This window comes from Streptomyces hamibioticus (genome assembly GCF_047946815.1).
GTDB lineage: Bacteria > Actinomycetota > Actinomycetes > Streptomycetales > Streptomycetaceae > Streptomyces.
Map to the genome: position 1 here is coordinate 4,569,224 of NZ_JBKKQY010000001.1, position 22,246 is coordinate 4,591,469.

A 22,246-nucleotide genomic window follows, 5' to 3' on the forward strand; every position below is an offset into this window, starting at 1 on the left:
GCCCGTACCTCGATGTCCGTGCACAGCCACCCGGCAGCTCCTCAAGAGGCGGCCGCCACAGCAGCGTTCGACCAGGCCCACGCGCCTGCGTTCGACCCGGCCCACGCTCCCGAGTTCCCGCGTCACGTGGTGACCGCCGTCCTCGTCTCCCACGACGGCGCCCGCTGGCTGCCGGACGCGCTCGCCGGGCTGCTCGGGCAGGAGCGCCCCGTCCAGTCCGTCATGGCCGCCGACACCGGCAGCGGCGACGACTCCGCCCGGCTGGTCACCGACGCCGTCGGTGACGACCGCGTACTGCACCTCGCCCGGCGCACCGGCTTCGGCCAGGCCGTCGAGGAGGCCGCCCGCACCGCGCCCGTCCTCACCCCGGACGACCTGCCCTACCTCAAGCGCCCCAGCGGCTGGGACCCCGTCACGCGCACCTGGCGCGACGACGCCTACGACCTGCCCGAGCTGCCCCACGGCGAGCCGGTCCAGTGGCTGTGGCTGCTGCACGACGACTGCGCCCCCGAACCCGACGCCCTCGCCGAACTGCTGCGCGTCGTGGACAACGAGTACCAGCTCGGCCGCGAGGACGTCGCCGTCGTCGGCCCCAAGCTCCGCGGCTGGTACGACCGCCGCCAGCTGCTGGAGGTCGGCGTCTCCATCGCCAACTCCGGCCGCCGCTGGACCGGCCTGGACCGCCGCGAGCAGGACCAGGGCCAGCACGACCACGTACGCCCCGTGCTGTCCGTGTCCACCGCCGGCATGCTGGTCCGGCGCGACGTCTTCGAAGGGCTCGGCGGCTTCGACCGGCGGCTGCCGCTGATGCGCGACGACATCGACCTGTGCTGGCGCGCGCACGCGGCCGGTTACCGCGTCCTCGTCGCCCCGGAAGCGGTCGTGCGGCACGCCGAAGCCGCCTCCCGCGAGCGCCGCACCGTCGACTGCGCGGGCCGCACCACCGCCTCCCCGCACAAGGTCGACAAGGCCGGCGCCGTCTACACCCTGCTCGTCAACGCCCGTACCGCCGCCCTGCCCTGGGTGCTGCTGCGCCTCGTCCTCGGCACCCTGCTGCGCACCCTCGCCTACCTGGTCGGCAAGGTCCCCGGCCAGGCCGTCGACGAGATCCGTGGCCTGCTCGGCGTGCTGCTGCGGCCCGAACGCATCCTCGCCGGGCGGCGCGTGCGCGGCCGCCCCCAGGTCGACAAGGGCGAACTGCGGCCCCTGTTCCCGCCGCCCGGAGCCACCGTCCGCGCCACCGTCGAGCAGGTCGCGGGCAACCTCGTCGGCCGTTCCGACGCCGAGGCGGCCGTGGGCGCCGGACGGCACGGCGGCGCCGTCGAATCCGGACCCGGCGACGACGACGCCGACTTCCTCCAGGTCGAGCAGTTCGCCCGGCTCAAGCGCATCGCCCGCAAGCCCGGCCCGGTGCTCTTCCTGGCCCTGCTGCTGTTCTCCCTGGTCGCCTGCCGCGCCCTGCTCGGCGGCGGGGCACTCGCCGGCGGCGCGCTGCTGCCCGCCCCGGCCGACGCCGGCGACCTGTGGTCCCGCTACGCCGACGCCTGGCACGCGGTGGGCGCCGGCGGCACCGCCGCCGCGCCGCCCTACCTGGCGATCGTGGCCCTGATGTCCTCCCTGCTGCTGGGCTCCACCGGCCTCGCCGTCACCGTCCTGCTCGTCTGCTCGGTGCCGGTGGCCGGCCTCACCGCTTACTTCGCCTCCCGACCGCTCGTCACCTCCCGGCTGCTGCGCGCCTGGGCGGCCGTCGTCTACGCCTTCCTGCCCGCCGCCACCGGTGCCCTCGCCGGCGGCCGCATCGGCACCGCCGTCCTCGCGATCCTGCTGCCGCTCATCGCACGCGCGGGCGTCGCCGCCGCCGGCCTGGCCAACCCGGCCGGCGCCCGCGGGAGTTGGCGGGCCACCTGGGCCTACGCCCTGCTGCTGACCGTCAGCACCGCGTTCACGCCCGTGGTGTGGCCCATCGCCTTGGTCCTCGGCATCGGCGTACTCGCCCTGCGCCGGGGCGACATCACGGCGTACGGACTGCGCTTCCTGGCCCAGCTCGGCACGCCCCTGCTGCTCCTCGCGCCCTGGTCGCTGACCCTGCTGCCGTTCGGCTTCTTCCGCGAGGCCGGTCTGGAATACGGCGCCTCTGCCGCCTCCGCCCTCGACCTGCTCGGCGCGAGCCCCGGCGGCCCCGGCACGGTCAGCGGCCTGATGCTCATCGGCATCGTGCTGGCCGCGCTGGCCGCCCTGCTGCGCTCCGAACGCCGGCTGGGCATCTGGGCCGCCTGGGCCGCGGCCCTGGCCGGGCTCGTGTTCGCCGTCCTGTCCAACGGCTCCGCCTGGGCCGGGCCCGCGACCCTCGTCTACGGCATCGCCCTGCTGTCCGCCGCCGCCCTCGGCGCGGACGGGGCACGCTCGCGCGTGGCCGAGCAGAGCTTCGGCTGGCGCCAGCCCGTCGCCGTACTGATCGCGTTCGCCTCGGCTGCCGGGCCGCTGCTCGCCGCCGCCGGATGGATGATCCGGGGCGCCGACGGCCCGCTGGAGCGGCGCGACCCCGTCCAGGTGCCCGCCTTCGTCGCCGAGGAGAGCCGCACCCGCGACCAGGCCCGCACCCTCGTCCTCGACAGCGACTCCGCCGCCCACGTGCGCTATGTGCTGGTCCGCGGCTCCGGCGCCCGCCTCGGCGACGCCGAACTGGCCGCCGCCGACGGCGAGAACGGCAAGCTCGCCAAGGTGGTCGCCAACCTCGTCGCCGGGTCCGGCGCCGACCAGGCCGACCAGCTCGGCGGCTTCGCGGTGCGCTACGTCCTGGTGCACAAGGGCGCGCCGCGCCAGGTCACCCGCGTCCTGGACGCCACGCCCGGGCTGAGCAGGCTCAGCCAGCAGGACGGCAGTGCGCTCTGGCGCGTCGACCAGGAGGTCGCGCGGGCGACCGTCGTCTCCGGGTCCGGCGAGCCGCAGCCCGTCGCCGCCGGCCCCGTCGAGATCCACACCGAGATCCCGTCCGGCTCCCAGGGGCGCGTGCTGCGCCTCGCGGACACGGCCGACGCCGGCTGGACGGCCACCCTGGACGGCAAGCCGCTGAAGCCCACCACGGTCGACGGCTGGGCCCAGGGCTTCGAACTCCCCGCCACCGGCGGCAGCCTGGACGTCACCCACGACGCACCGCTCACCCACACCGCCTGGCTGTGGGCCCAGGGCCTGCTCGCCGTCGTCCTCGTCGTCCTCGCGCTGCCCGGCCGGCGCCGCGACGTCGACGACGACCTGCCCGACGAGCCGCTCGTCCCGGCGCAGGCCGTCGCCGGCGAGGGCCGCCGCGCCCGCCGGCTGCGGGCCCAGGCCGAGGCCGGGCCCGGCGCCCCGGCGACCGGACCGGAGGAAGAGACGGCGCCGGAGGAGCCGGCGGCGGTCCCGCAGCAGCAGGCCTACGACGAGTGGGACCCGGCGAGTTACCCGGGCGCCGGGTACGGCACGCACGACGCGTACGGCGGCGAGCAGCAGTACACCGGGGCGGGCGGCTACGGGCAGCAGCAGCCGTACGCCGGTGACACCCACCAGGGCGGGCAGTACGACCCCTACGCCTACGGCGGGCCGTCCCAGTCGGCACCCGGCCAGACATACGGCCAGACGTACGACCAGACGTACGGGCCCGGCGGTTACGGCACCGCGTACGACCCGGCACCACCCCACCACCCGCACGGCACGGGCAACGAGCGTCCCGACGGGAGCCAGCAGTGAACCGCACGACCCTCTCCCTCCTCGCCGGCGTCACCGCACTCGCCGCCGTCACCGGATTCGCGGCCGTGTCCACGCCGGAGGCCACCGGCGCGGGCAGCGCGGCCGAGGCGGCCGCCCGGCTCCCCGTGGAGCGCACCAGCCTGGTGTGCCCGGCGCCCAGCAACTCCGACCTCGCCGAGACGACGTACACGTCGTTCACGCCCGTCACGAAGGGCGCGGAGAAGGACGGGAACGCCGAACTGCGGGCGGCACAGGACGGCGAGGAGGCCGGAGCGGAAGCGGGGCAGGAGAAGGAGGCCGGCGAGAAGAAGGCAGACGAGCCCGCCCTGGAGCCGAAGGCGCCCGGCACACCGGTCACCGCAGAGAAGTCGGGCGGCGACGCGCCCGCGCTCGTCGGGACGGCGGAGGGGCGGTTCGCACCCGGCTGGACGGTGCAGCAGACCACGGAGGTCACCGCGGGTACCGGCCGGGGACTGCTGGGCGTCAACTGCACGTCGCCCGACACGGAGTTCTGGTTCCCCGGAGCCAGCACGGCGGACGGCCGCACCGACTACGTGCATCTCACCAACCCCGACGACTCGGCCGCCGTGGTGGACATCGAACTGTACGGCGAGGACGGCGCGCTGAAGTCGACGGTGGGCGAGGGCATCACGGTCCAGCCGCACGCGAGCGAGCCGATCCTGCTGTCCACGCTCAGCAACGAGAAGCAGACCGACGTCACCGTGCACGTGAGCGTCCGCAGCGGGCGGGTCGGGGCGGCGGTGCAGGCCCTGGACGACAAGGCCGGAGGCGACTGGCTGGCCCCGACCGCGGACCCGGGGAGCAGCCTGGTGCTGCCGGGCATTCCCAAGGACGCGTCCGCCGTGCGGCTGGTGCTGTTCACACCGGGCGACACCGATGCCGACCTGAAGGTGCGGCTTGCCTCGACGTCCGGGCTGATCACGCCGGCCGGTCACGAGACGGTGCGGATCAAGGCCGGCCGGACGACCGCCGTCGACCTCGGGGACGTCACGCGGGGCGAGGCGGGCTCGCTGGTGCTGACGCCGACGGAGCGGGCCGTGCCCGTGGTGGCGGCGGTGCGGGTGGTGCGGGGCAAGGGCACCGGCCAGGAGACGGCGTACATCCCGGCGACGAGCCCGATAGGGGCGCGCGCGACCTCGTCGGACAACCGCTCCAAGGGCACCACGCTGTCCGTGGCGGCACCCGAGGACACCGCGAAGGTGAAGGTCACCGCGTCGGCGGGCAGCGAGGGCGGCACGACGCAGTCGCGGACCTACACCATCAAGGGCGGCACCACCCAGGACGTCGAGGCCCCGGTCCCCGGCGGCCTGAAGGGCACGTACGCCCTGACGGTCGAGCCGGTGTCGGGCGGCCCGGTGTACGCGTCCAGAACCCTGACGGCAACGCACGACGACGTCCCGTTCTTCACGGTGCAGCCCCTCCCGGACGACCGGGGGACGGTCGCGGTGCCGCAGGCGGACGAGGACCTGTCGGTGCTCCAGAGGTAGCCGGGTGCGGGCGGGTGGGGCCCGGCCGGGCGGCCGGCGCTTCGCGGCCGGGCCCCGTCCGCCTCAGTCCTCCCCGTACCGCGGATCCACCGTCTCCGGCGTCAGCCCGAGCAGCTCCGCGACCTGCTCGACCACCACCTCGTGCACCAGCGCCGCCCGCTCGTCCCTGCCCTTCGTACGGATCTCGACCGGCCGCCGGTACACCACCACCCGGGCCCGTCGCCCGTCCCGCGAGGGGACGGTGCCGCCGAGCGGAACCGCCTCGTCGCTCCAGCCGTCCCCGGCCGCCCCGTCCAGCCGCGGCACCTCCAGCACCAGGAAGTCGATGTCGGCGAGCTGCGGCCACCGCCGCTCCAGCCGTTCCACGGAGTCCTGCACCAGGTCCGCGAACACCTCGGCACGGCTGGCGGCCAGCGGTACCTGCGGCGGTGCGATCGGACCGCGCATGCCCCGGCCGTGGCGATCACGGCGGCGGGGCCCGGGGCGGCCGGCGGAACGGGGTGTCGCGGGGGTGTCCATCACTGGTGAAGGTTAGTACTCGCCGGGTGTGCGCGCCGGGCTCCACACCGAGACCGGACCTCACCGGAGCCCCCCGTACCGCATGTCGCGGGATGACCATTCCGGCCAAGGTTGGGTTCGATTCCGTATCCCTCCGAGACCGGTGATCTCAAGGCAATTGATGCTGTTTGTGCCGGGTCGTGACCGCCTCCGGCCGCGTCCGATCCGCCGATCCCCGATGTCCGCGCAGGTCGGAGTGGCGCCCGCGGACGGCCCTGTGGGGCGTTTCACAGCACGACACGGTGGAGTGACCTGGTGGAGAGTCGTCGCGGCCCGCTCAAGAGTGCGGTACCGTCCAACATCGTGAGCCCTGTACGTCGCTGTTCGCGCACCGCCTGCGGCCGTCCCGCCGTCGCGACGCTGACGTACGTCTACGCCGACTCGACCGCGGTCCTCGGCCCGCTCGCCACCTACGCCGAACCCCACTGCTACGACCTGTGCGCCGAGCACTCCGAGCGCCTGACCGCACCCCGCGGCTGGGAGGTCGTCCGGCTGCTCGACGGCTCGGCCCCCGCCCGGCCGAGCGGCGACGACCTGGAAGCGCTCGCCAACGCCGTGCGCGAGGCGGCCCGCCCTCAGGAGCGCGCCGCCGGAGCCGGCGGCGGGGCACGCGCGGCCGACCCGATGGAGGTCGCCCGGCGCGGCCACCTCCGGGTCCTGCGCTCCCCCGACAACTGAGGCGCCTTCCGCCGCGCCGCCCCACGCCCACGTCCACGGCCATGTCGCCGACGGCGGGCCGGATGCCGCCCTGACCTTCGCGAACCGCGCGGCGCGCGGCCGGCGGGAGCGGGTAGTTTGTGCCTCATCGACAGGACTTTCAGGAAGGTTGGCCGTGGCTGCTGATCTGTCGCAGATCGTGAAGGCGTACGACGTACGCGGTGTGGTCCCGGACCAGTGGGACGAGTCGCTGGCCGAGCTGTTCGGCGCGGCCTTCGTCCGGATGACCGGCGCGAGCGCCATCGCGACCGGGCACGACATGCGGCCCTCGTCCCCGGGACTGTCGGCGGCCTTCGCGCGCGGCGCGGCGGCCCAGGGCGCCGACGTCACCGAGATCGGCCTGTGCTCCACCGACCAGCTCTACTACGCCTCCGGCGCGCTCAACCTGCCGGGCGCCATGTTCACGGCCTCGCACAACCCCGCGCAGTACAACGGCATCAAGTTGTGCCGCATGGGCGCCGCCCCCGTCGGCCAGGACACGGGCCTGGCCGAGATCCGCGAACTCGTCGAGCGGTGGACCGGGACCGGCGCCCCCGAGCCGGCCGCCGAGCCGGGCACGATCGGCCGGCGCGACACACTGGCCGACTACGCGGCCCATCTGCGCTCCCTCGTCGACCTCTCCTCCGCCCGCCCGCTGAAGGTGGTCGTCGACGCGGGCAACGGCATGGGCGGCCACACCGTCCCGTCGGTCCTCGCCGGTCTGCCCGTCGACCTTGTCCCGATGTACTTCGAGCTGGACGGCACCTTCCCCAACCACGAGGCCAACCCGCTCGACCCGGCCAACCTCGTCGACCTCCAGCGGCGGGTCCGCGAGGAGGGCGCCGACCTCGGCCTCGCCTTCGACGGCGACGCCGACCGCTGCTTCGTCGTGGACGAGAACGGCGACCCGGTCTCCCCGTCCGCGATCACCGCCCTGGTGGCGGCCCGCGAACTCGCCCGGAACGGCGGCCGGGGCACCGTCATCCACAACCTCATCACCTCCTGGTCCGTCCCGGAGGTCGTCGCCGAGAACGGCGGCACGCCCGTACGCACGCGCGTGGGCCACTCCTTCATCAAGGCCGAGATGGCCCGGACCGGCGCGATCTTCGGCGGCGAGCACTCCGCGCACTACTACTTCCGCGACTTCTGGAACGCCGACACGGGCATGCTGGCCGCCCTGCACGTCCTGGCGGCCCTCGGCGGCCAGGACGGCCCGCTGTCCGCCCTGGTCGCCCAGTACGACCGCTACGTCGGCTCGGGCGAGATCAACTCCACGGTCGCCGACCAGACGGGCCGCCTGGCCGCGATCAAGGCCGCGTTCCAGGGCCGCGACGACGTCACCCTGGACGAGCTGGACGGCCTGACCGTCACCGCCGCCGACTGGTGGTTCAACGTCCGCCCCTCCAACACGGAGCCGCTGCTGCGCCTCAACGCGGAGGCGCGCGACGAGGCGACGATGACCAAGGTCAGAGACGAAGCATTGGCGATCATCAGGGGATAGCGCACCGAGCCGCCGGCAGTCCGGGGCACCCGCGCCCGCCCCACCCCGGCGGTACCCTGACCAGCACATCCGCACATCCCAACGCTCCCGAAGGGAACCCCCATGCCGCTCGAAGCCGGCCTCCTGGAGATCCTGGCCTGCCCGGCCTGCCACGCCCCCCTCAAGGAGCAGGACACCGAGCTGATCTGTACCGGACAGGACTGCGGTCTGGCGTACCCCGTCCGCGACGGTATCCCCGTCCTCCTCGTCGACGAGGCCCGCCGCCCCGAGTAGACGCCGGGGAGAGCCCGGGGAGACCCCGAGGAGAGCCCGGGTGGACCACGGGTAGACGGAGCCCACCCGGGCAACCGCACCACCGGCACCGCGTAACAGACGTCCCGGCGATCGGAGACTGCCGCCATGCTCGACGAATCGCTGCTCGACAGCCCGGACGGGCTCGCCGACGCCGACCGCCGCGGTCTGCTCCGCGGCGCCGCGGAGGCCGGCGCCCGCGTGCGCACCGCCGCCCGGCACGCCGCCGAGGCCGGCATCAACGACCTCGAACCGGACGGCCGCCCCCGCGCCGTCCTCATCGCCGGCCCCGGCGCCGCCGCCACCCAGGCCGCCGACCTCCTCGGCACGCTCGCCGGCGCCGGCAGTCCCGTCACCCGCCTCGCCCCCACCGGCGTCGCCCCCGCGGCCGGCGCCCTGCGCTGGGAGCTGCCCGGCTGGGCCGGCTCCGTGGACCTGCTGCTGATCGCCACCCCCGACGGCACCGAACCGGGCCTGTCCCTGCTCGCCGAGCAGGCCTACCGCCGCGGCTGCACGGTGGCCGCCGTGGCCCCCGCCCGATCCCCGCTCGACGAGACGGTGAACGGCTCCCACGGCCTGTTCATCCCCATGGCCACGGCCCCCTACGACCAGGACGAGCCGCTCGCCGCGGCCGCCCCCGGCGTCCTGTGGGCGCTGCTCACGCCGCTCCTGGCGCTGCTGGACCGCACCGGACTGCTCAGCGCCCCACCCGACGCCCTCCTGAAGGTCGCCGACCGCCTGGACCAGGTCGCCGAGCGCTGCGGGCCCGCCATCGCGACCTACAGCAACCCCGCCAAGACCCTGGCCGCCGAGCTGGCCGACGCCCTCCCCGTCGTCTGGACCGAGGGCACCTCCGCCGGCCCGGCGGGCCGCCGCTTCGCCGCCGCCCTGGCCGAACTGTCCGGCACCCCGGCCGTCGTGGCGGAGCTGCCCGAGGCGCTCGCCGCACACAGCGCCCTGCTCGCCGGCCCCCTCGCCGCCGGCGCCGACCCCGAGGACTTCTTCCGCGACCGCGTCGAGGAGCCACCGGCCCTGCACGCACGCGTGGTGCTGCTGCGCGACCGCCCCATCGGCGGCCTCACCGCCGCTCCCGCCGCCCGTGACGTGGCCCTCGACCACGACACACCGATCAGCGAACTGGAACCGGAGGCGGGCGGCGAACTGGAGACCCTCGCGGAACTGATCGCCATGACGGATTTCGCCGCCGTTTACCTGGCGCTCGCCTCGGGCGCCTGATCTCAGTGGGTACTGAGCCCCGTACGGACTGAGCCGCGCGCCGGCGCACGTACCGCGACACGCCCCGAAGAACCGGCAGAGAGAGCCCATGGACCGCCTCGACAACGCCATCCGCCCCTACGCCTGGGGTTCCACCACCGCGATTCCGGAGCTGCTCGGTGCCGAGCCGAGCGGCGAACCGCAGGCGGAGATGTGGATGGGAGCCCACCCCGGCGCCCCCTCCCGCACCGGCCGGGGCACCCTGGCCGAGGTCATCGACGCGGCACCCGAGCGGGAACTGGGTTCCGCCTCCGTCGCCAGGTTCGGCCCGCGCCTGCCGTTCCTCCTCAAGCTCCTCGCCGCCGGCGCACCCCTCTCCCTCCAGGTCCACCCCGACCTCGAACAGGCCGCGCGGGGCTACGAGGACGAGGAGCGGCGCGGCATCCCGGTGGACGCCCCGCACCGCAACTACAAGGACGCCAACCACAAGCCGGAACTGATCTGCGCCCTCACCGAGTTCGACGGCCTGTGCGGTTTCCGTCCCCCGGCCGAGACCGCCGACCTGCTCGACGCGCTCGGCGTCGACTCCCTCAAGCCGTACGTGGACCTGCTGCACGCCCACCCCGAGGACGCCGCCCTGCGCGAGGTCCTCACGGCCGTCCTCACCGCCGACCCCGAGGAGACGGCCCGCACGGTCGCCGAGGTCGCTGCCGCCTGCGACCGCCTCGGCGGCGCCCACGCCTCCTACGCCGACATCGCCCACCACTACCCGGGCGACCCCGGCGTCCTCGCCGCGATGCTCCTCAACCACGTCCGGCTCCAGCCCGGCGAGGCGCTCTACCTCGGCGCCGGCATCCCGCACGCCTACCTCAGCGGCCTCGGCGTCGAGATCATGGCCAACTCCGACAACGTCCTGCGCTGCGGCCTGACCCCCAAGCACGTCGACGTCCCCGAACTGCTGCGGATCGTCCGCTTCCAGGCGGGGGACCCCGGCGTCCTGCGCCCGGAGGCCTCCCCGGACGGCGAGGAGGTCTACGACACGCCGATCGACGAGTTCCGCCTCTCCCGGTACGTCCTCCCCGAGGGCACCGCCGCCCACGACCTCACCCGCCCCGCACCGCAGATCCTGCTCTGCACCGCGGGCTCCGTACGGGTCGGCGAGCACGAGCTGACCCCCGGCCGGTCCGTGTTCGTCCCGGCGGGCGAGAAGGCCGAGGTGTCCGGGGCCGGCACGGTCTTCCGGGCCACCGTATGCATCTGACGCGTACACGGCGGACGGGCGGGCACACGACGCCGGACCGGACTGCAAGAATGGCCCACCGCCGACGCGGGCACGGCCGGTCACCGGCCGGGCGCCCTGAGCGGCGTACGTACGCAGTGCAGACGAAGGCGAAGGGACAACGCGGCACATGAGCGCGTCAGGCGGAACCAAGGCGATCGTGGCGGCACTGTTCGCCAACCTCGCGATCGCGGTAGCGAAATTCGTGGCGTTCCTCTTCAGCGGTTCCTCGTCGATGCTCGCCGAGTCCGTCCACTCGGTCGCCGACTCCGGCAACCAGGGCCTGCTCCTCCTCGGCGGCAAGCGCGCCAAGCGCGCCGCCACCCCGCAGCACCCCTTCGGCTACGGCCGTGAGCGCTACATCTACGCCTTCCTCGTCTCGATCGTGCTGTTCTCGGTCGGCGGCATGTTCGCCCTCTACGAGGGCTACGAGAAGATCAAGCACCCGCACGAGATCGACCACTGGTACTGGCCGGTCGGTGTCCTGGTCTTCGCGATCATCGCCGAGACGCTCTCCTTCCGGACCGCCATCCAGGAGTCCAACGCCCTGCGCGGCGACAAGTCCTGGAAGGAGTTCGTCCGCCACGCCAAGGCCCCCGAGCTGCCGGTCGTCCTGCTGGAGGACCTCGGCGCCCTCGTCGGCCTGATCCTCGCCCTCGGCGGCGTCGGCCTGGCCCTGCTCACCGGCAACGGCGTCTGGGACGGCATCGGCACCCTCTGCATCGGCGTCCTGCTCATCCTCATCGCCCTCGTCCTGGCCGCCGAGACCAAGTCCCTGCTGCTCGGCGAGGCCGCCGGCGCCGACGACGTCCGGCGGATCGAGGCCGCCGCCGTCGCGGGCGACACGGTCACCGGCATCATCCACATGCGCACGCTCCACCTCGGCCCCGAGGAACTGCTCGTCGCCGCCAAGATCGCCGTACGCCACGACGGCACGGCCACCGAGATCGCCGCCGCGATCGACGCCGCGGAGGGCCGCATCCGCGAGGCCGTCCCGATCGCCCGCGTCATCTACCTGGAGCCCGACATCTACGACGAGGCCGATGCGGACAAGGGCCCGGACCGCGAGGCCAGCCCCGGCGGGCCGGCTCCCACCGCCCACTGACGCGCCCGGCCCGGCGGCGGCAGCCACGGAAAACCGGCTGCCGTCGGAGCCGGACTGGGGACAGCGGCGGCCACCGGTGTAGCTTGGAACGGAGCCAGACGTCGCTGCTGATGGCGGTCGGGCGGTCGCACCAGGGGCCGGCCGAGGGAGAGAGGGCCTCCGACGGACTGCGCTGCGCGTCACGCGGGCATGCCTGTGTCCTCATCGGGCACCCCTGTGTCCGCCGCCGCGCAGATCAGCCCTGACCACCTCGACCAGACCCCGAGGAGCAGCTACACGATGACGACTGCCGAGAACCGACAGGACTTCAAGGTCGCCGACCTGTCCCTGGCCGAGTTCGGCCGCAAGGAGATCAGCCTCGCCGAGCACGAGATGCCGGGCCTGATGGCGATCCGTGAGGAGTACGCCGAGGCGCAGCCGCTCGCCGGTGCCCGGATCACCGGTTCCCTGCACATGACCGTGCAGACCGCCGTGCTGATCGAGACCCTGGTCGCCCTGGGGGCGCGGGTCCGCTGGGCGTCGTGCAACATCTTCTCCACGCAGGACCATGCCGCGGCCGCGATCGCCGCCGCGGGCATTCCGGTGTTCGCCTGGAAGGGCGAGACGCTCCAGGAGTACTGGTGGTGCACCGAGCAGGCGCTGACCTGGCCGGACAGCCCGACCGGCGGCCCGAACATGATCCTGGACGACGGTGGTGACGCCACCCTCCTCGTCCACAAGGGCGTCGAGTACGAGAAGGACGGCAAGGTCCCCTCGCCCGACACCGCCGAGTCCGACGAGCACCGCGTCATCCTCGAGCTGCTGAACCGCACCCTGGGCGAGAACCCGCAGAAGTGGACGCAGCTCGCCTCGGAGATCCGCGGCGTGACGGAGGAGACCACCACCGGCGTGCACCGTCTGTACGAGATGCAGCGCGACGGCATCCTGCTGTTCCCGGCGATCAACGTCAACGACGCGGTGACGAAGTCGAAGTTCGACAACAAGTACGGCTGCCGGCACTCGCTGGTCGACGGCATCAACCGCGCCACGGACGTGCTGATCGGCGGCAAGACCGCGGTGGTGTGCGGCTACGGCGACGTGGGCAAGGGCTGCGCGGAGTCGCTGCGCGGGCAGGGCGCCCGGGTCATCGTCACCGAGATCGACCCGATCTGCGCGCTCCAGGCCGCGATGGACGGCTACCAGGTCACCACGCTGGACGAGGTCGTCGAGCAGGCCGACATCTTCATCACCACGACCGGCAACAAGGACATCATCATGGCCTCGGACATGGCCAGGATGAAGCACCAGGCGATCGTGGGGAACATCGGCCACTTCGACAACGAGATCGACATGGCCGGCCTGGCGAAGGTGCCGGGCATCGTCAAGGACGAGGTCAAGCCGCAGGTCCACACCTGGACCTTCCCGGACGGCAAGAAGATCATCGTGCTGTCCGAGGGCCGCCTGCTGAACCTGGGCAACGCCACCGGACACCCGTCGTTCGTGATGTCCAACTCCTTCGCGGACCAGACCCTGGCCCAGATCGAGCTGTTCACCAAGCCCGAGGCCTACCCGACCGGCGTCTACGTGCTGCCCAAGCACCTGGACGAGAAGGTCGCCCGCCTCCACCTCGACGCCCTCGGCGTCAAGCTGACCACGCTGCGCCCGGAGCAGGCCGAGTACATCGGCGTCGAGGTCGAGGGCCCGTACAAGCCCGACCACTACCGCTACTGACAGCCGCCGCGCCGCGGCCTGCCGGGAGCACGTCCGTGCACTGACGCGCTCCCGGCAGCAGGTGCTCCGAGACAGGCCCCCGCACCCCCGTGCCGGGGGCCTGCCCCGTTGCTTGCCGGACCCGCAGCGCCGGACCAGCCCGTCACCACCCAGGACCCCCATGCCCCGCGGCCGTTATTCGCTCCACGATCCGCACGATCACACCCCCCTCGCCGAAGAGCACTTCCAATGCGCCGTCGGCCCCTCCGGCTGGCGCTACGTCTCGCAGCTGACCACACCCACCGGCGACCACGGCGGCTCCGTCGACCTCACCCTCGACGAACTCGGCCGCCCCATCCGCCTGGAACTCCACGCCGCGAGCTGGCAGGTGCGCGGCGCCGCCCTCGACGGCGTCACCTGGGTCCGGACCGACCCCGCCGGGACTCACGCCACCGAAGGCAATGTGCGCGCCCACGCCTTCGCCGGCACCTCCCCGGCCTTCCTCGTCGCCACCGCCCGTCTCCTGCGCCTCACCCCCTCCACAGCGGCAACCCGCCTTCGTCTCGTCACCTTCACGGACCCGGTCCTCGCCCCCCGTACCGTGGACCAGTCCTGGGCACTGGTGAACAGCGAAGCACACGCCACTGACAACGGCCCGCTGATCGTGGACGAATACCAGGTCACAGCCCTGGACACGGGCGAGCAGCACACCGTGCACATCGCCGGCGACGTCGTACTGGCGGCCCCCGGCGTCGAACTGGAGGACCTGGAGTCGCCGCCGTCCGTGTTCCCCTGACCGCAGGCAGGCCCTTCGCGCCCTACGCCGGGGGCGCGAATCCGGTGCCCGAGCCACGCTCCTCCACAGGCGCCTCCTGCGGCCCTTCCTGCGGCACCGAGGGCCGAGGAGTCACGGCCGCCGGGGGAGTCCGGGCCGACAGGGAGGGCGCTGGGGAGGCCTGAGGAGCGGCGGCGGGAGCGGCGGGGGCCGAGGGAGCCGCAGCCGCCGGGGAAGCCGTGGCTTCCGCTTTCCCGACCGGGCCGCTGCCGAAGACGCGCCGGGCCTCGCGCGCCTGCCGCTCCTGCAGCACCGCCGCCAGATACGCGGCCGGCGGGACGCCCTGCGGGGCCGGCGCGCCCGTACGAGCGGCGACATCGGCGGCCAGCCGCTCGGCCATCGCCCAGCCGACCTGCTGATCCAACTGCCGCATCCGCGTCAGGTACTGCCGCACGGCCAGCCACAGATCGTCCGGCACCGCCGACAGGTCAAGCTCCGAGAACCGCCCCGCCAGCCACGGCGGAGGCGGCGGCACGAAGCCGCCCGGTGCGGCCGGCACCCGCTCCCGTACGACCAGCGTCCCGGCGAACACATCACCGAGGCGCCGTCCACGCGCCGACACCAGCGAGGCGATACAGGCGACGACTCCCAAGGTCATCAGGATCTCGATCACCCCGATCAGCCCCCGGACCAGCGCATGCCGGAACCGGATCGGCCCGCCGTCGTCGCGCACCACGCGCAGTCCGCACGCCATCTTCCCGAGCGACCGCCCGTGACTGAGCGTCTCGACGGCTATCGGCCCGCCCACCAGTACCAGTACGAAGGTCCCGAGCGACAGCGCGGTCTGCGCCGCCACGTCCAGCGAGGCGGTGGCGGCCACCAGGCCGACGGTCACCGCGATGTACACGGCCACGGCCACCGCCAGATCGAGCAACACGGCCAGCGCCCTGCTGGGCAGTCTCGCGGGGCGCAGCTCCAACGCCACCGCCTCGCCCGTCACCAGATCACTCACGCCGCCGTCCTTCCCCTGACCTGCCTCGAACACCGCCAGTCTGCCAAGCTGAGGGCGCATCGCGCGTCAGTACGACAAGCTGATTCATGACGACCCGCCGACGACAGCCGAGGAGCAGGCACACCGATGGACCTCGACGTCTTCGTCTCCGCCCACCGAGCGGAGTGGGACCGCCTCGACGCCCTGCTCAAGCGCCAGCGCCGCCTGACCGGCGCCGAGACCGACGAACTCGTCACCCTCTACCAGCGCACGGCGACCCACCTCTCCCTGATCCGGTCCAGCGCTCCCGACCCGCAACTGACCGGACGCCTCAGCCAACTGGTGGCACGCGCGCGCAGTGCCGTGACAGGCACCCGACGCGCGTCCTGGCGCGACGTGACCCGCTTCCTCGCCCACGGCTTCCCCGCCGCCGTCTACCGAACCCGCCACTGGTGGGTTCCCACCGCGCTGGTCTCCACCGCGGTGGCAGCCCTCCTGGGCTGGTGGATCGGCACCCACCCGGAAGTCCAGTCCACCATCGCCGCCCCCGGCGAACTGCGCGAGCTGACCCGCCCCGGCGGCCAGTACGAGTCGTACTACTCGACCCACCCCGCGGCCTCTTTCGCCGCACAGGTCTGGACGAACAACGCCTGGGCAGCCGCGCTCTGCCTGATCCTGGGCGTCTTCCTGGGCCTCCCGGTCATCTGGATCCTCTTCCAGAACATGCTCAACCTGGGCGTCGGCTTCGGCCTGATGTCGTCCGCCGGGCGCCTCGACACCTTCCTCGGCCTGGTCCTCCCACACGGTCTGCTGGAACTGACGGCGGTGTTCGTGGCGGCGGGCACCGGCCTGCGTCTCGGCTGGACCGTCATCGACCCGGGCCCACGCACCCGCCGCACGGCCCTGGCGGAGGAGGGCCGCGCCGCCATCGGCATGGCGATCGGCCTCGCCCTGGTCCTCTTCGTCTCCGGCGCGATCGAAGGCTTCGTCACCCCCTCCGGCCTGCCCACCTGGGCCCGCATCACCATCGGCGTCGTGGCCGAGCTGGCCTTCCTGGCCTACGTCTACGTCCTGGGCGGACGTGCCGCGAGAGCCGGAGAGAGGGGCGACGTGGAGGCGGCCGAACGCAGCGCCACGGTCCCGACGGCCGCCTGATGTGCGCGCAGGCCCGGTGAGCTGCTAGTGTCCTCTTCGCCTCGCAAGAGCCGTTGACACGGATCGCGCGAGGAGGTAGATTCGAACAGTTGCCTGGAGATGGGTTCACCCCAGAGGGCAGCAGGCAGTATCTATCTGCTTCTCAATTCTTGAAGAAGCCTCCCGATGAATCGGAAACCAACGCCGGTAAAACCGGCCCGGAACTTCTGATAAAGTCGGATCCGCCGGAAAGGAAACCGCGAGAGCGGGAACCTGGAAAGCACCGAGGAAATCGGATCGGAAAGATCTGATAGAGTCGGAAACACCGAAGGGAAGCGCCCGGAGGAAAGCCGCGAGAGAGTCTCTCGGGTGAGTACAAAGGAAGCGTCCGTTCCTTGAGAACTCAACAGCGTGCCAAAAGTCAACGCCAGATATGTTGATACCCCGTCTACCGGACCTTCTGGTCTGGTGGCGAGGTTCCTTTGAAAAAATACAGCGAGGACGCTGTGAACGGCCAGGGATATTCCTCCTGGCTGTTCCGCTCCCGTGAAAAGCATTCACGGAGAGTTTGATCCTGGCTCAGGACGAACGCTGGCGGCGTGCTTAACACATGCAAGTCGAACGATGAACCTCCTTCGGGAGGGGATTAGTGGCGAACGGGTGAGTAACACGTGGGCAATCTGCCCTGCACTCTGGGACAAGCCCTGGAAACGGGGTCTAATACCGGATACAACCACTGGGGGCATCCTCTGGTGGTGGAAAGCTCCGGCGGTGCAGGATGAGCCCGCGGCCTATCAGCTAGTTGGTGAGGTAATGGCTCACCAAGGCGACGACGGGTAGCCGGCCTGAGAGGGCGACCGGCCACACTGGGACTGAGACACGGCCCAGACTCCTACGGGAGGCAGCAGTGGGGAATATTGCACAATGGGCGAAAGCCTGATGCAGCGACGCCGCGTGAGGGATGACGGCCTTCGGGTTGTAAACCTCTTTCAGCAGGGAAGAAGCGAAAGTGACGGTACCTGCAGAAGAAGCGCCACTAACTACGTGCCAGCAGCCGCGGTAATACGTAGGGCGCAAGCGTTGTCCGGAATTATTGGGCGTAAAGAGCTCGTAGGCGGCTTGTCACGTCGGTTGTGAAAGCCCGGGGCTTAACCCCGGGTCTGCAGTCGATACGGGCAGGCTAGAGTTCGGTAGGGGAGATCGGAATTCCTGGTGTAGCGGTGAAATGCGCAGATATCAGGAGGAACACCGGTGGCGAAGGCGGATCTCTGGGCCGATACTGACGCTGAGGAGCGAAAGCGTGGGGAGCGAACAGGATTAGATACCCTGGTAGTCCACGCCGTAAACGGTGGGCACTAGGTGTGGGCAACATTCCACGTTGTCCGTGCCGCAGCTAACGCATTAAGTGCCCCGCCTGGGGAGTACGGCCGCAAGGCTAAAACTCAAAGGAATTGACGGGGGCCCGCACAAGCGGCGGAGCATGTGGCTTAATTCGACGCAACGCGAAGAACCTTACCAAGGCTTGACATACACCGGAAACATCCAGAGATGGGTGCCCCCTTGTGGTCGGTGTACAGGTGGTGCATGGCTGTCGTCAGCTCGTGTCGTGAGATGTTGGGTTAAGTCCCGCAACGAGCGCAACCCTTGTCCCGTGTTGCCAGCAGGCCCTTGTGGTGCTGGGGACTCACGGGAGACCGCCGGGGTCAACTCGGAGGAAGGTGGGGACGACGTCAAGTCATCATGCCCCTTATGTCTTGGGCTGCACACGTGCTACAATGGCCGGTACAATGAGCTGCGATACCGCGAGGTGGAGCGAATCTCAAAAAGCCGGTCTCAGTTCGGATTGGGGTCTGCAACTCGACCCCATGAAGTCGGAGTCGCTAGTAATCGCAGATCAGCATTGCTGCGGTGAATACGTTCCCGGGCCTTGTACACACCGCCCGTCACGTCACGAAAGTCGGTAACACCCGAAGCCGGTGGCCCAACCCCCTTGTGGGGAGGGAGCTGTCGAAGGTGGGACTGGCGATTGGGACGAAGTCGTAACAAGGTAGCCGTACCGGAAGGTGCGGCTGGATCACCTCCTTTCTAAGGAGCACTTCTAGGCTGCCTCGGCAGTCCAGAGGCCAGTACATCAGCGAGTGTCTGATGCTGGTTGCTCATGGGTGGAACGTTGACTACTCGGCACACTCGGTCTGTTCGGGCCGCTAGTACTGCTCTTCGGAGCGTGGAACGCGGACCACGGGAGGCGCGGGGGTGTCGGGCACGCTGTTGGGTATCTGAGGGTACGGCCCGTGTGGCTGCCTTCAGTGCCACCAGTGCACTCGGGAGTTTTTCCGGGGTGATGGGTGGTTGGTCGTTGTTTGAGAACTGCACAGTGGACGCGAGCATCTGTGGCCAAGTTTTTAAGGGCGCACGGTGGATGCCTTGGCACCAGGAACCGATGAAGGACGTGGGAGGCCACGATAGGCCCCGGGGAGTCGTCAACCAGGCTTTGATCCGGGGGTGTCCGAATGGGGAAACCCGGCAGTCGTCATGGGCTGTCACCCGCTGCTGAACACATAGGCAGTGTGGAGGGAACGCGGGGAAGTGAAACATCTCAGTACCCGCAGGAAGAGAAAACAACCGTGATTCCGGGAGTAGTGGCGAGCGAAACTGGATGAGGCTAAACCGTATACGTGTGAGACCCGGCAGGGGTTGCGTGTACGGGGTTGTGGGATCTCTCTTCCACGGTCTGCCGGCCGTGGGACGAGTCAGAAACCGTTGATGTAGGCGAAGGACATGCGAAAGGTCCGGCGTAGAGGGTAAGACCCCCGTAGTCGAAACGTCAGCGGCTCGTTTGAGAGACACCCAAGTAGCACGGGGCCCGAGAAATCCCGTGTGAATCTGGCGGGACCACCCGCTAAGCCTAAATATTCCCTGGTGACCGATAGCGGATAGTACCGTGAGGGAATGGTGAAAAGTACCCCGGGAGGGGAGTGAAATAGTACCTGAAACCGTGTGCCTACAAGCCGTGGGAGCGTCGGAGCAAGGCTTGCCTTGTTCTCGTGACTGCGTGCCTTTTGAAGAATGAGCCTGCGAGTTTGCGGTGTGTTGCGAGGTTAACCCGGGTGGGGTAGCCGTAGCGAAAGCGAGTCCGAATAGGGCGTTTTTAGTAGCACGCTCAAGACCCGAAGCGGAGTGATCTAGCCATGGGCAGGTTGAAGCGGAGGTAAGACTTCGTGGAGGACCGAACCCACCAGGGTTGAAAACCTGGGGGATGACCTGTGGTTAGGGGTGAAAGGCCAATCAAACTCCGTGATAGCTGGTTCTCCCCGAAATGCATTTAGGTGCAGCGTCGTGTGTTTCTTGCCGGAGGTAGAGCACTGGATAGGCGATGGGCCCTACCGGGTTACTGACCTTAGCCAAACTCCGAATGCCGGTAAGTGAGAGCGCGGCAGTGAGACTGTGGGGGATAAGCTCCATGGTCGAGAGGGAAACAGCCCAGAGCATCGACTAAGGCCCCTAAGCGTACGCTAAGTGGGAAAGGATGTGGAGTCGCAGAGACAACCAGGAGGTTGGCTTAGAAGCAGCCACCCTTGAAAGAGTGCGTAATAGCTCACTGGTCAAGTGATTCCGCGCCGACAATGTAGCGGGGCTCAAGCGTACCGCCGAAGTCGTGTCATTCACATATTAGCCCCAACGGGTGTGTGGATGGGTAGGGGAGCGTCGTCTGCCGGGTGAAGCAGCCGCGTAAGCGAGTTGTGGACGGTTGACGAGTGAGAATGCAGGCATGAGTAGCGATACAAACGTGGGAAACGTTTGCGCCGATTGACTAAGGGTTCCTGGGTCAAGCTGATCTGCCCAGGGTAAGTCGGGACCTAAGGCGAGGCCGACAGGCGTAGTCGATGGATAACCGGTTGATATTCCGGTACCCGCTGTGAAGCGTCAAACATCGAATCCAGTGATGCTAAGCCCGTGAAGCCGTCGGCTGAGTCTTCGGACGAGGTCGGAGTGGTGGAGCCGGTGACCCGAGCTGGTAGTAGGTGAGTGATGGGGTGACGCAGGAAGGTAGTCCATCCCGGGCGGTGGTTGTCCCGGGGTAAGGGTGTAGGACGTCAGGTAGGTAAATCCGCCTGGCAATAGTCTGAGACCTGATGCCGAGCCGATTGTGGTGAAGTGGATGATCCTATGCTGTCGAGAAAAGCCTCTAGCGAGTTTCATGGCGGCCCGTACCCTAAACCGACTCAGGTGGTCAGGTAGAGAATACCGAGGCGTTCGGGTGAACTATGGTTAAGGAACTCGGCAAAATGCCCCCGTAACTTCGGGAGAAGGGGGGCCATTTCTGGTGATGAGTCTTGCACTCTGAGCTGGGGGTGGCCGCAGAGACCAGCGAGAAGCGACTGTTTACTAAAAACACAGGTCCGTGCGAAGCCGTAAGGCGATGTATACGGACTGACGCCTGCCCGGTGCTGGAACGTTAAGGGGACCGGTTAGTCACTCTTCGGGGTGGCGAAGCTGAGAACTTAAGCGCCAGTAAACGGCGGTGGTAACTATAACCATCCTAAGGTAGCGAAATTCCTTGTCGGGTAAGTTCCGACCTGCACGAATGGCGTAACGACTTCTCGACTGTCTCAACCATAGGCCCGGTGAAATTGCACTACGAGTAAAGATGCTCGTTTCGCGCAGCAGGACGGAAAGACCCCGGGACCTTTACTACAGTTTGATATTGGTGTTCGGTTCGGCTTGTGTAGGATAGCTGGGAGACTGTGAAGCTCGCACGCCAGTGTGGGTGGAGTCGTCGTTGAAATACCAGTCTGGTCGTGCTGGATGTCTAACCTGGGTCCGTGATCCGGATCAGGGACAGTGTCTGATGGGTAGTTTAACTGGGGCGGTTGCCTCCTAAAGGGTAACGGAGGCGCCCAAAGGTTCCCTCAGCCTGGTTGGTAATCAGGTGTTGAGTGTAAGTGCACAAGGGAGCTTGACTGTGAGACCGACGGGTCGAGCAGGGACGAAAGTCGGGACTAGTGATCCGGCGGTGGCTTGTGGAAGCGCCGTCGCTCAACGGATAAAAGGTACCCCGGGGATAACAGGCTGATCTTCCCCAAGAGTCCATATCGACGGGATGGTTTGGCACCTCGATGTCGGCTCGTCGCATCCTGGGGCTGGAGTCGGTCCCAAGGGTTGGGCTGTTCGCCCATTAAAGCGGTACGCGAGCTGGGTTTAGAACGTCGTGAGACAGTTCGGTCCCTATCCGCTGTGCGCGTAGGAGTCTTGAGAAGGGCTGTCCCTAGTACGAGAGGACCGGGACGGACGAACCTCTGGTGTGCCAGTTGTCCTGCCAAGGGCATGGCTGGTTGGCTACGTTCGGGAGGGATAACCGCTGAAAGCATCTAAGCGGGAAGCCTGCTTCGAGATGAGGACTCCCACCCACTTGATGGGGTAAGGCTCCCAGTAGACGACTGGGTTGATAGGCCAGATATGGAAGCCGGGTAACCGGTGGAGTTGACTGGTACTAATAGGCCGAGGGCTTGTCCTCAGTTGCTCGCGTCCACTGTGTTGGTTCTGAAACCACGAACAACCCGCCCATGTTTGGGTAGCTGGTTGGTTGTTTGTTTCATAGTGTTTCGGTGGTCATAGCGTAGGGGAAACGCCCGGTTACATTCCGAACCCGGAAGCTAAGCCTTACAGCGCCGATGGTACTGCAGGGGGGACCCTGTGGGAGAGTAGGACGCCGCCGAACAATTTTTGGGAGAACCCCGCACTGGAAACGGTGCGGGGTTTTCTGCGTTTAAGAGAGTT

Annotated in this window: 13 protein-coding genes and 3 rRNA genes; 14 read left to right on the top strand and 2 right to left on the bottom strand. The window is 69.5% G+C overall.

Features of this window, described 5'->3' with window-relative positions; genetic code table 11:
• The first annotated feature begins 12 nt into the window (after positions 1-12).
• Together ACLGIH_RS20880 and ACLGIH_RS20885 are read left to right on the top strand one after the other, a co-directional pair.
• Positions 13-3,726 carry a glycosyltransferase family 2 protein gene (locus ACLGIH_RS20880; RefSeq protein ID WP_416526781.1) on the top strand — a complete coding sequence of 1,238 codons (3,714 nt, stop codon included), beginning with the start codon at positions 13-15 and terminating at the stop codon, positions 3,724-3,726.
• Complete coding sequence (locus tag ACLGIH_RS20885) at positions 3,723-5,234, top strand: DUF5719 family protein (protein ID WP_416526782.1); 1,512 nt, start codon at positions 3,723-3,725, stop codon at positions 5,232-5,234. Before ACLGIH_RS20880 ends, ACLGIH_RS20885 begins: the two co-directional genes overlap by 4 nt.
• Before the next feature lie 63 nt (positions 5,235-5,297).
• On the opposite strand, the gene ACLGIH_RS20890 is transcribed toward ACLGIH_RS20885, so the two are convergent.
• Entirely contained in the window at positions 5,298-5,753 is a 456-nt protein-coding gene (locus ACLGIH_RS20890; RefSeq protein ID WP_416529439.1) for a metallopeptidase family protein, read from the bottom strand.
• Positions 5,754-6,047: 294 nt separating this feature from the next.
• Here ACLGIH_RS20890 and ACLGIH_RS20895 point away from each other — a divergent pair, with 294 nt between their 5' ends.
• The 8 genes from ACLGIH_RS20895 to ACLGIH_RS20930 all read left to right on the top strand — a co-directional run bounded on the left by ACLGIH_RS20895 (position 6,048) and on the right by ACLGIH_RS20930 (position 14,364).
• On the top strand, positions 6,048-6,470 hold the full coding sequence (locus ACLGIH_RS20895; protein WP_416526783.1) for a DUF3499 domain-containing protein: 423 nt from the start codon (positions 6,048-6,050) through the stop codon (positions 6,468-6,470).
• A 154-nt stretch (positions 6,471-6,624) separates the two neighbouring features.
• Positions 6,625-7,989, top strand: a complete 1,365-nt coding sequence (locus tag ACLGIH_RS20900) for a phosphomannomutase/phosphoglucomutase (protein ID WP_416526784.1) — start codon at positions 6,625-6,627, stop codon at positions 7,987-7,989.
• Between the two features lie 102 nt (positions 7,990-8,091).
• A complete protein-coding gene (locus tag ACLGIH_RS20905; RefSeq protein WP_014673093.1) occupies positions 8,092-8,262 on the top strand; it encodes a Trm112 family protein in 171 nt (56 codons plus the stop codon).
• 126 nt (positions 8,263-8,388) lie between these two features.
• Positions 8,389-9,516, top strand: a complete 1,128-nt coding sequence (locus ACLGIH_RS20910; protein WP_416526785.1) for an SIS domain-containing protein — start codon at positions 8,389-8,391, stop codon at positions 9,514-9,516.
• Positions 9,517-9,604: 88 nt separating this feature from the next.
• The gene (gene manA / locus ACLGIH_RS20915) at positions 9,605-10,756 is read left to right on the top strand and encodes a mannose-6-phosphate isomerase, class I (RefSeq protein ID WP_416526786.1); all 1,152 of its coding nucleotides are present in this window, start codon (positions 9,605-9,607) and stop codon (positions 10,754-10,756) included.
• Positions 10,757-10,904: 148 nt separating this feature from the next.
• Entirely contained in the window at positions 10,905-11,879 is a 975-nt protein-coding gene (locus tag ACLGIH_RS20920; RefSeq protein WP_416526787.1) for a cation diffusion facilitator family transporter, read from the top strand.
• A gap of 279 nt (positions 11,880-12,158) precedes the next feature.
• Entirely contained in the window at positions 12,159-13,589 is a 1,431-nt protein-coding gene (gene ahcY, locus ACLGIH_RS20925; protein ID WP_416526788.1) for an adenosylhomocysteinase, read from the top strand.
• A gap of 160 nt (positions 13,590-13,749) precedes the next feature.
• Complete coding sequence (locus ACLGIH_RS20930) at positions 13,750-14,364, top strand: hypothetical protein (RefSeq protein ID WP_416526789.1); 615 nt, start codon at positions 13,750-13,752, stop codon at positions 14,362-14,364.
• Positions 14,365-14,386: 22 nt separating this feature from the next.
• Here the strand turns inward: ACLGIH_RS20930 and ACLGIH_RS20935 are convergent, their stop codons facing one another.
• Positions 14,387-15,355, bottom strand: coding sequence for an RDD family protein (locus ACLGIH_RS20935; protein WP_416526790.1), 969 nt, complete (start codon positions 15,353-15,355; stop codon positions 14,387-14,389).
• Positions 15,356-15,481: 126 nt separating this feature from the next.
• Here ACLGIH_RS20935 and ACLGIH_RS20940 point away from each other — a divergent pair, with 126 nt between their 5' ends.
• From ACLGIH_RS20940 to rrf, 4 genes are all read left to right on the top strand, one after another.
• On the top strand, positions 15,482-16,489 hold the full coding sequence (locus ACLGIH_RS20940) for a stage II sporulation protein M (protein ID WP_416526791.1): 1,008 nt from the start codon (positions 15,482-15,484) through the stop codon (positions 16,487-16,489).
• A 535-nt stretch (positions 16,490-17,024) separates the two neighbouring features.
• Positions 17,025-18,553, top strand: a 16S ribosomal RNA gene (locus tag ACLGIH_RS20945).
• 307 nt (positions 18,554-18,860) lie between these two features.
• A 23S ribosomal RNA gene (locus ACLGIH_RS20950) occupies positions 18,861-21,983 on the top strand.
• An 87-nt stretch (positions 21,984-22,070) separates the two neighbouring features.
• Positions 22,071-22,187 (top strand): 5S ribosomal RNA (rrf, locus tag ACLGIH_RS20955).
• The 16S, 23S and 5S rRNA genes sit together here, the layout of an rRNA operon.
• Positions 22,188-22,246 lie beyond the last annotated feature (59 nt).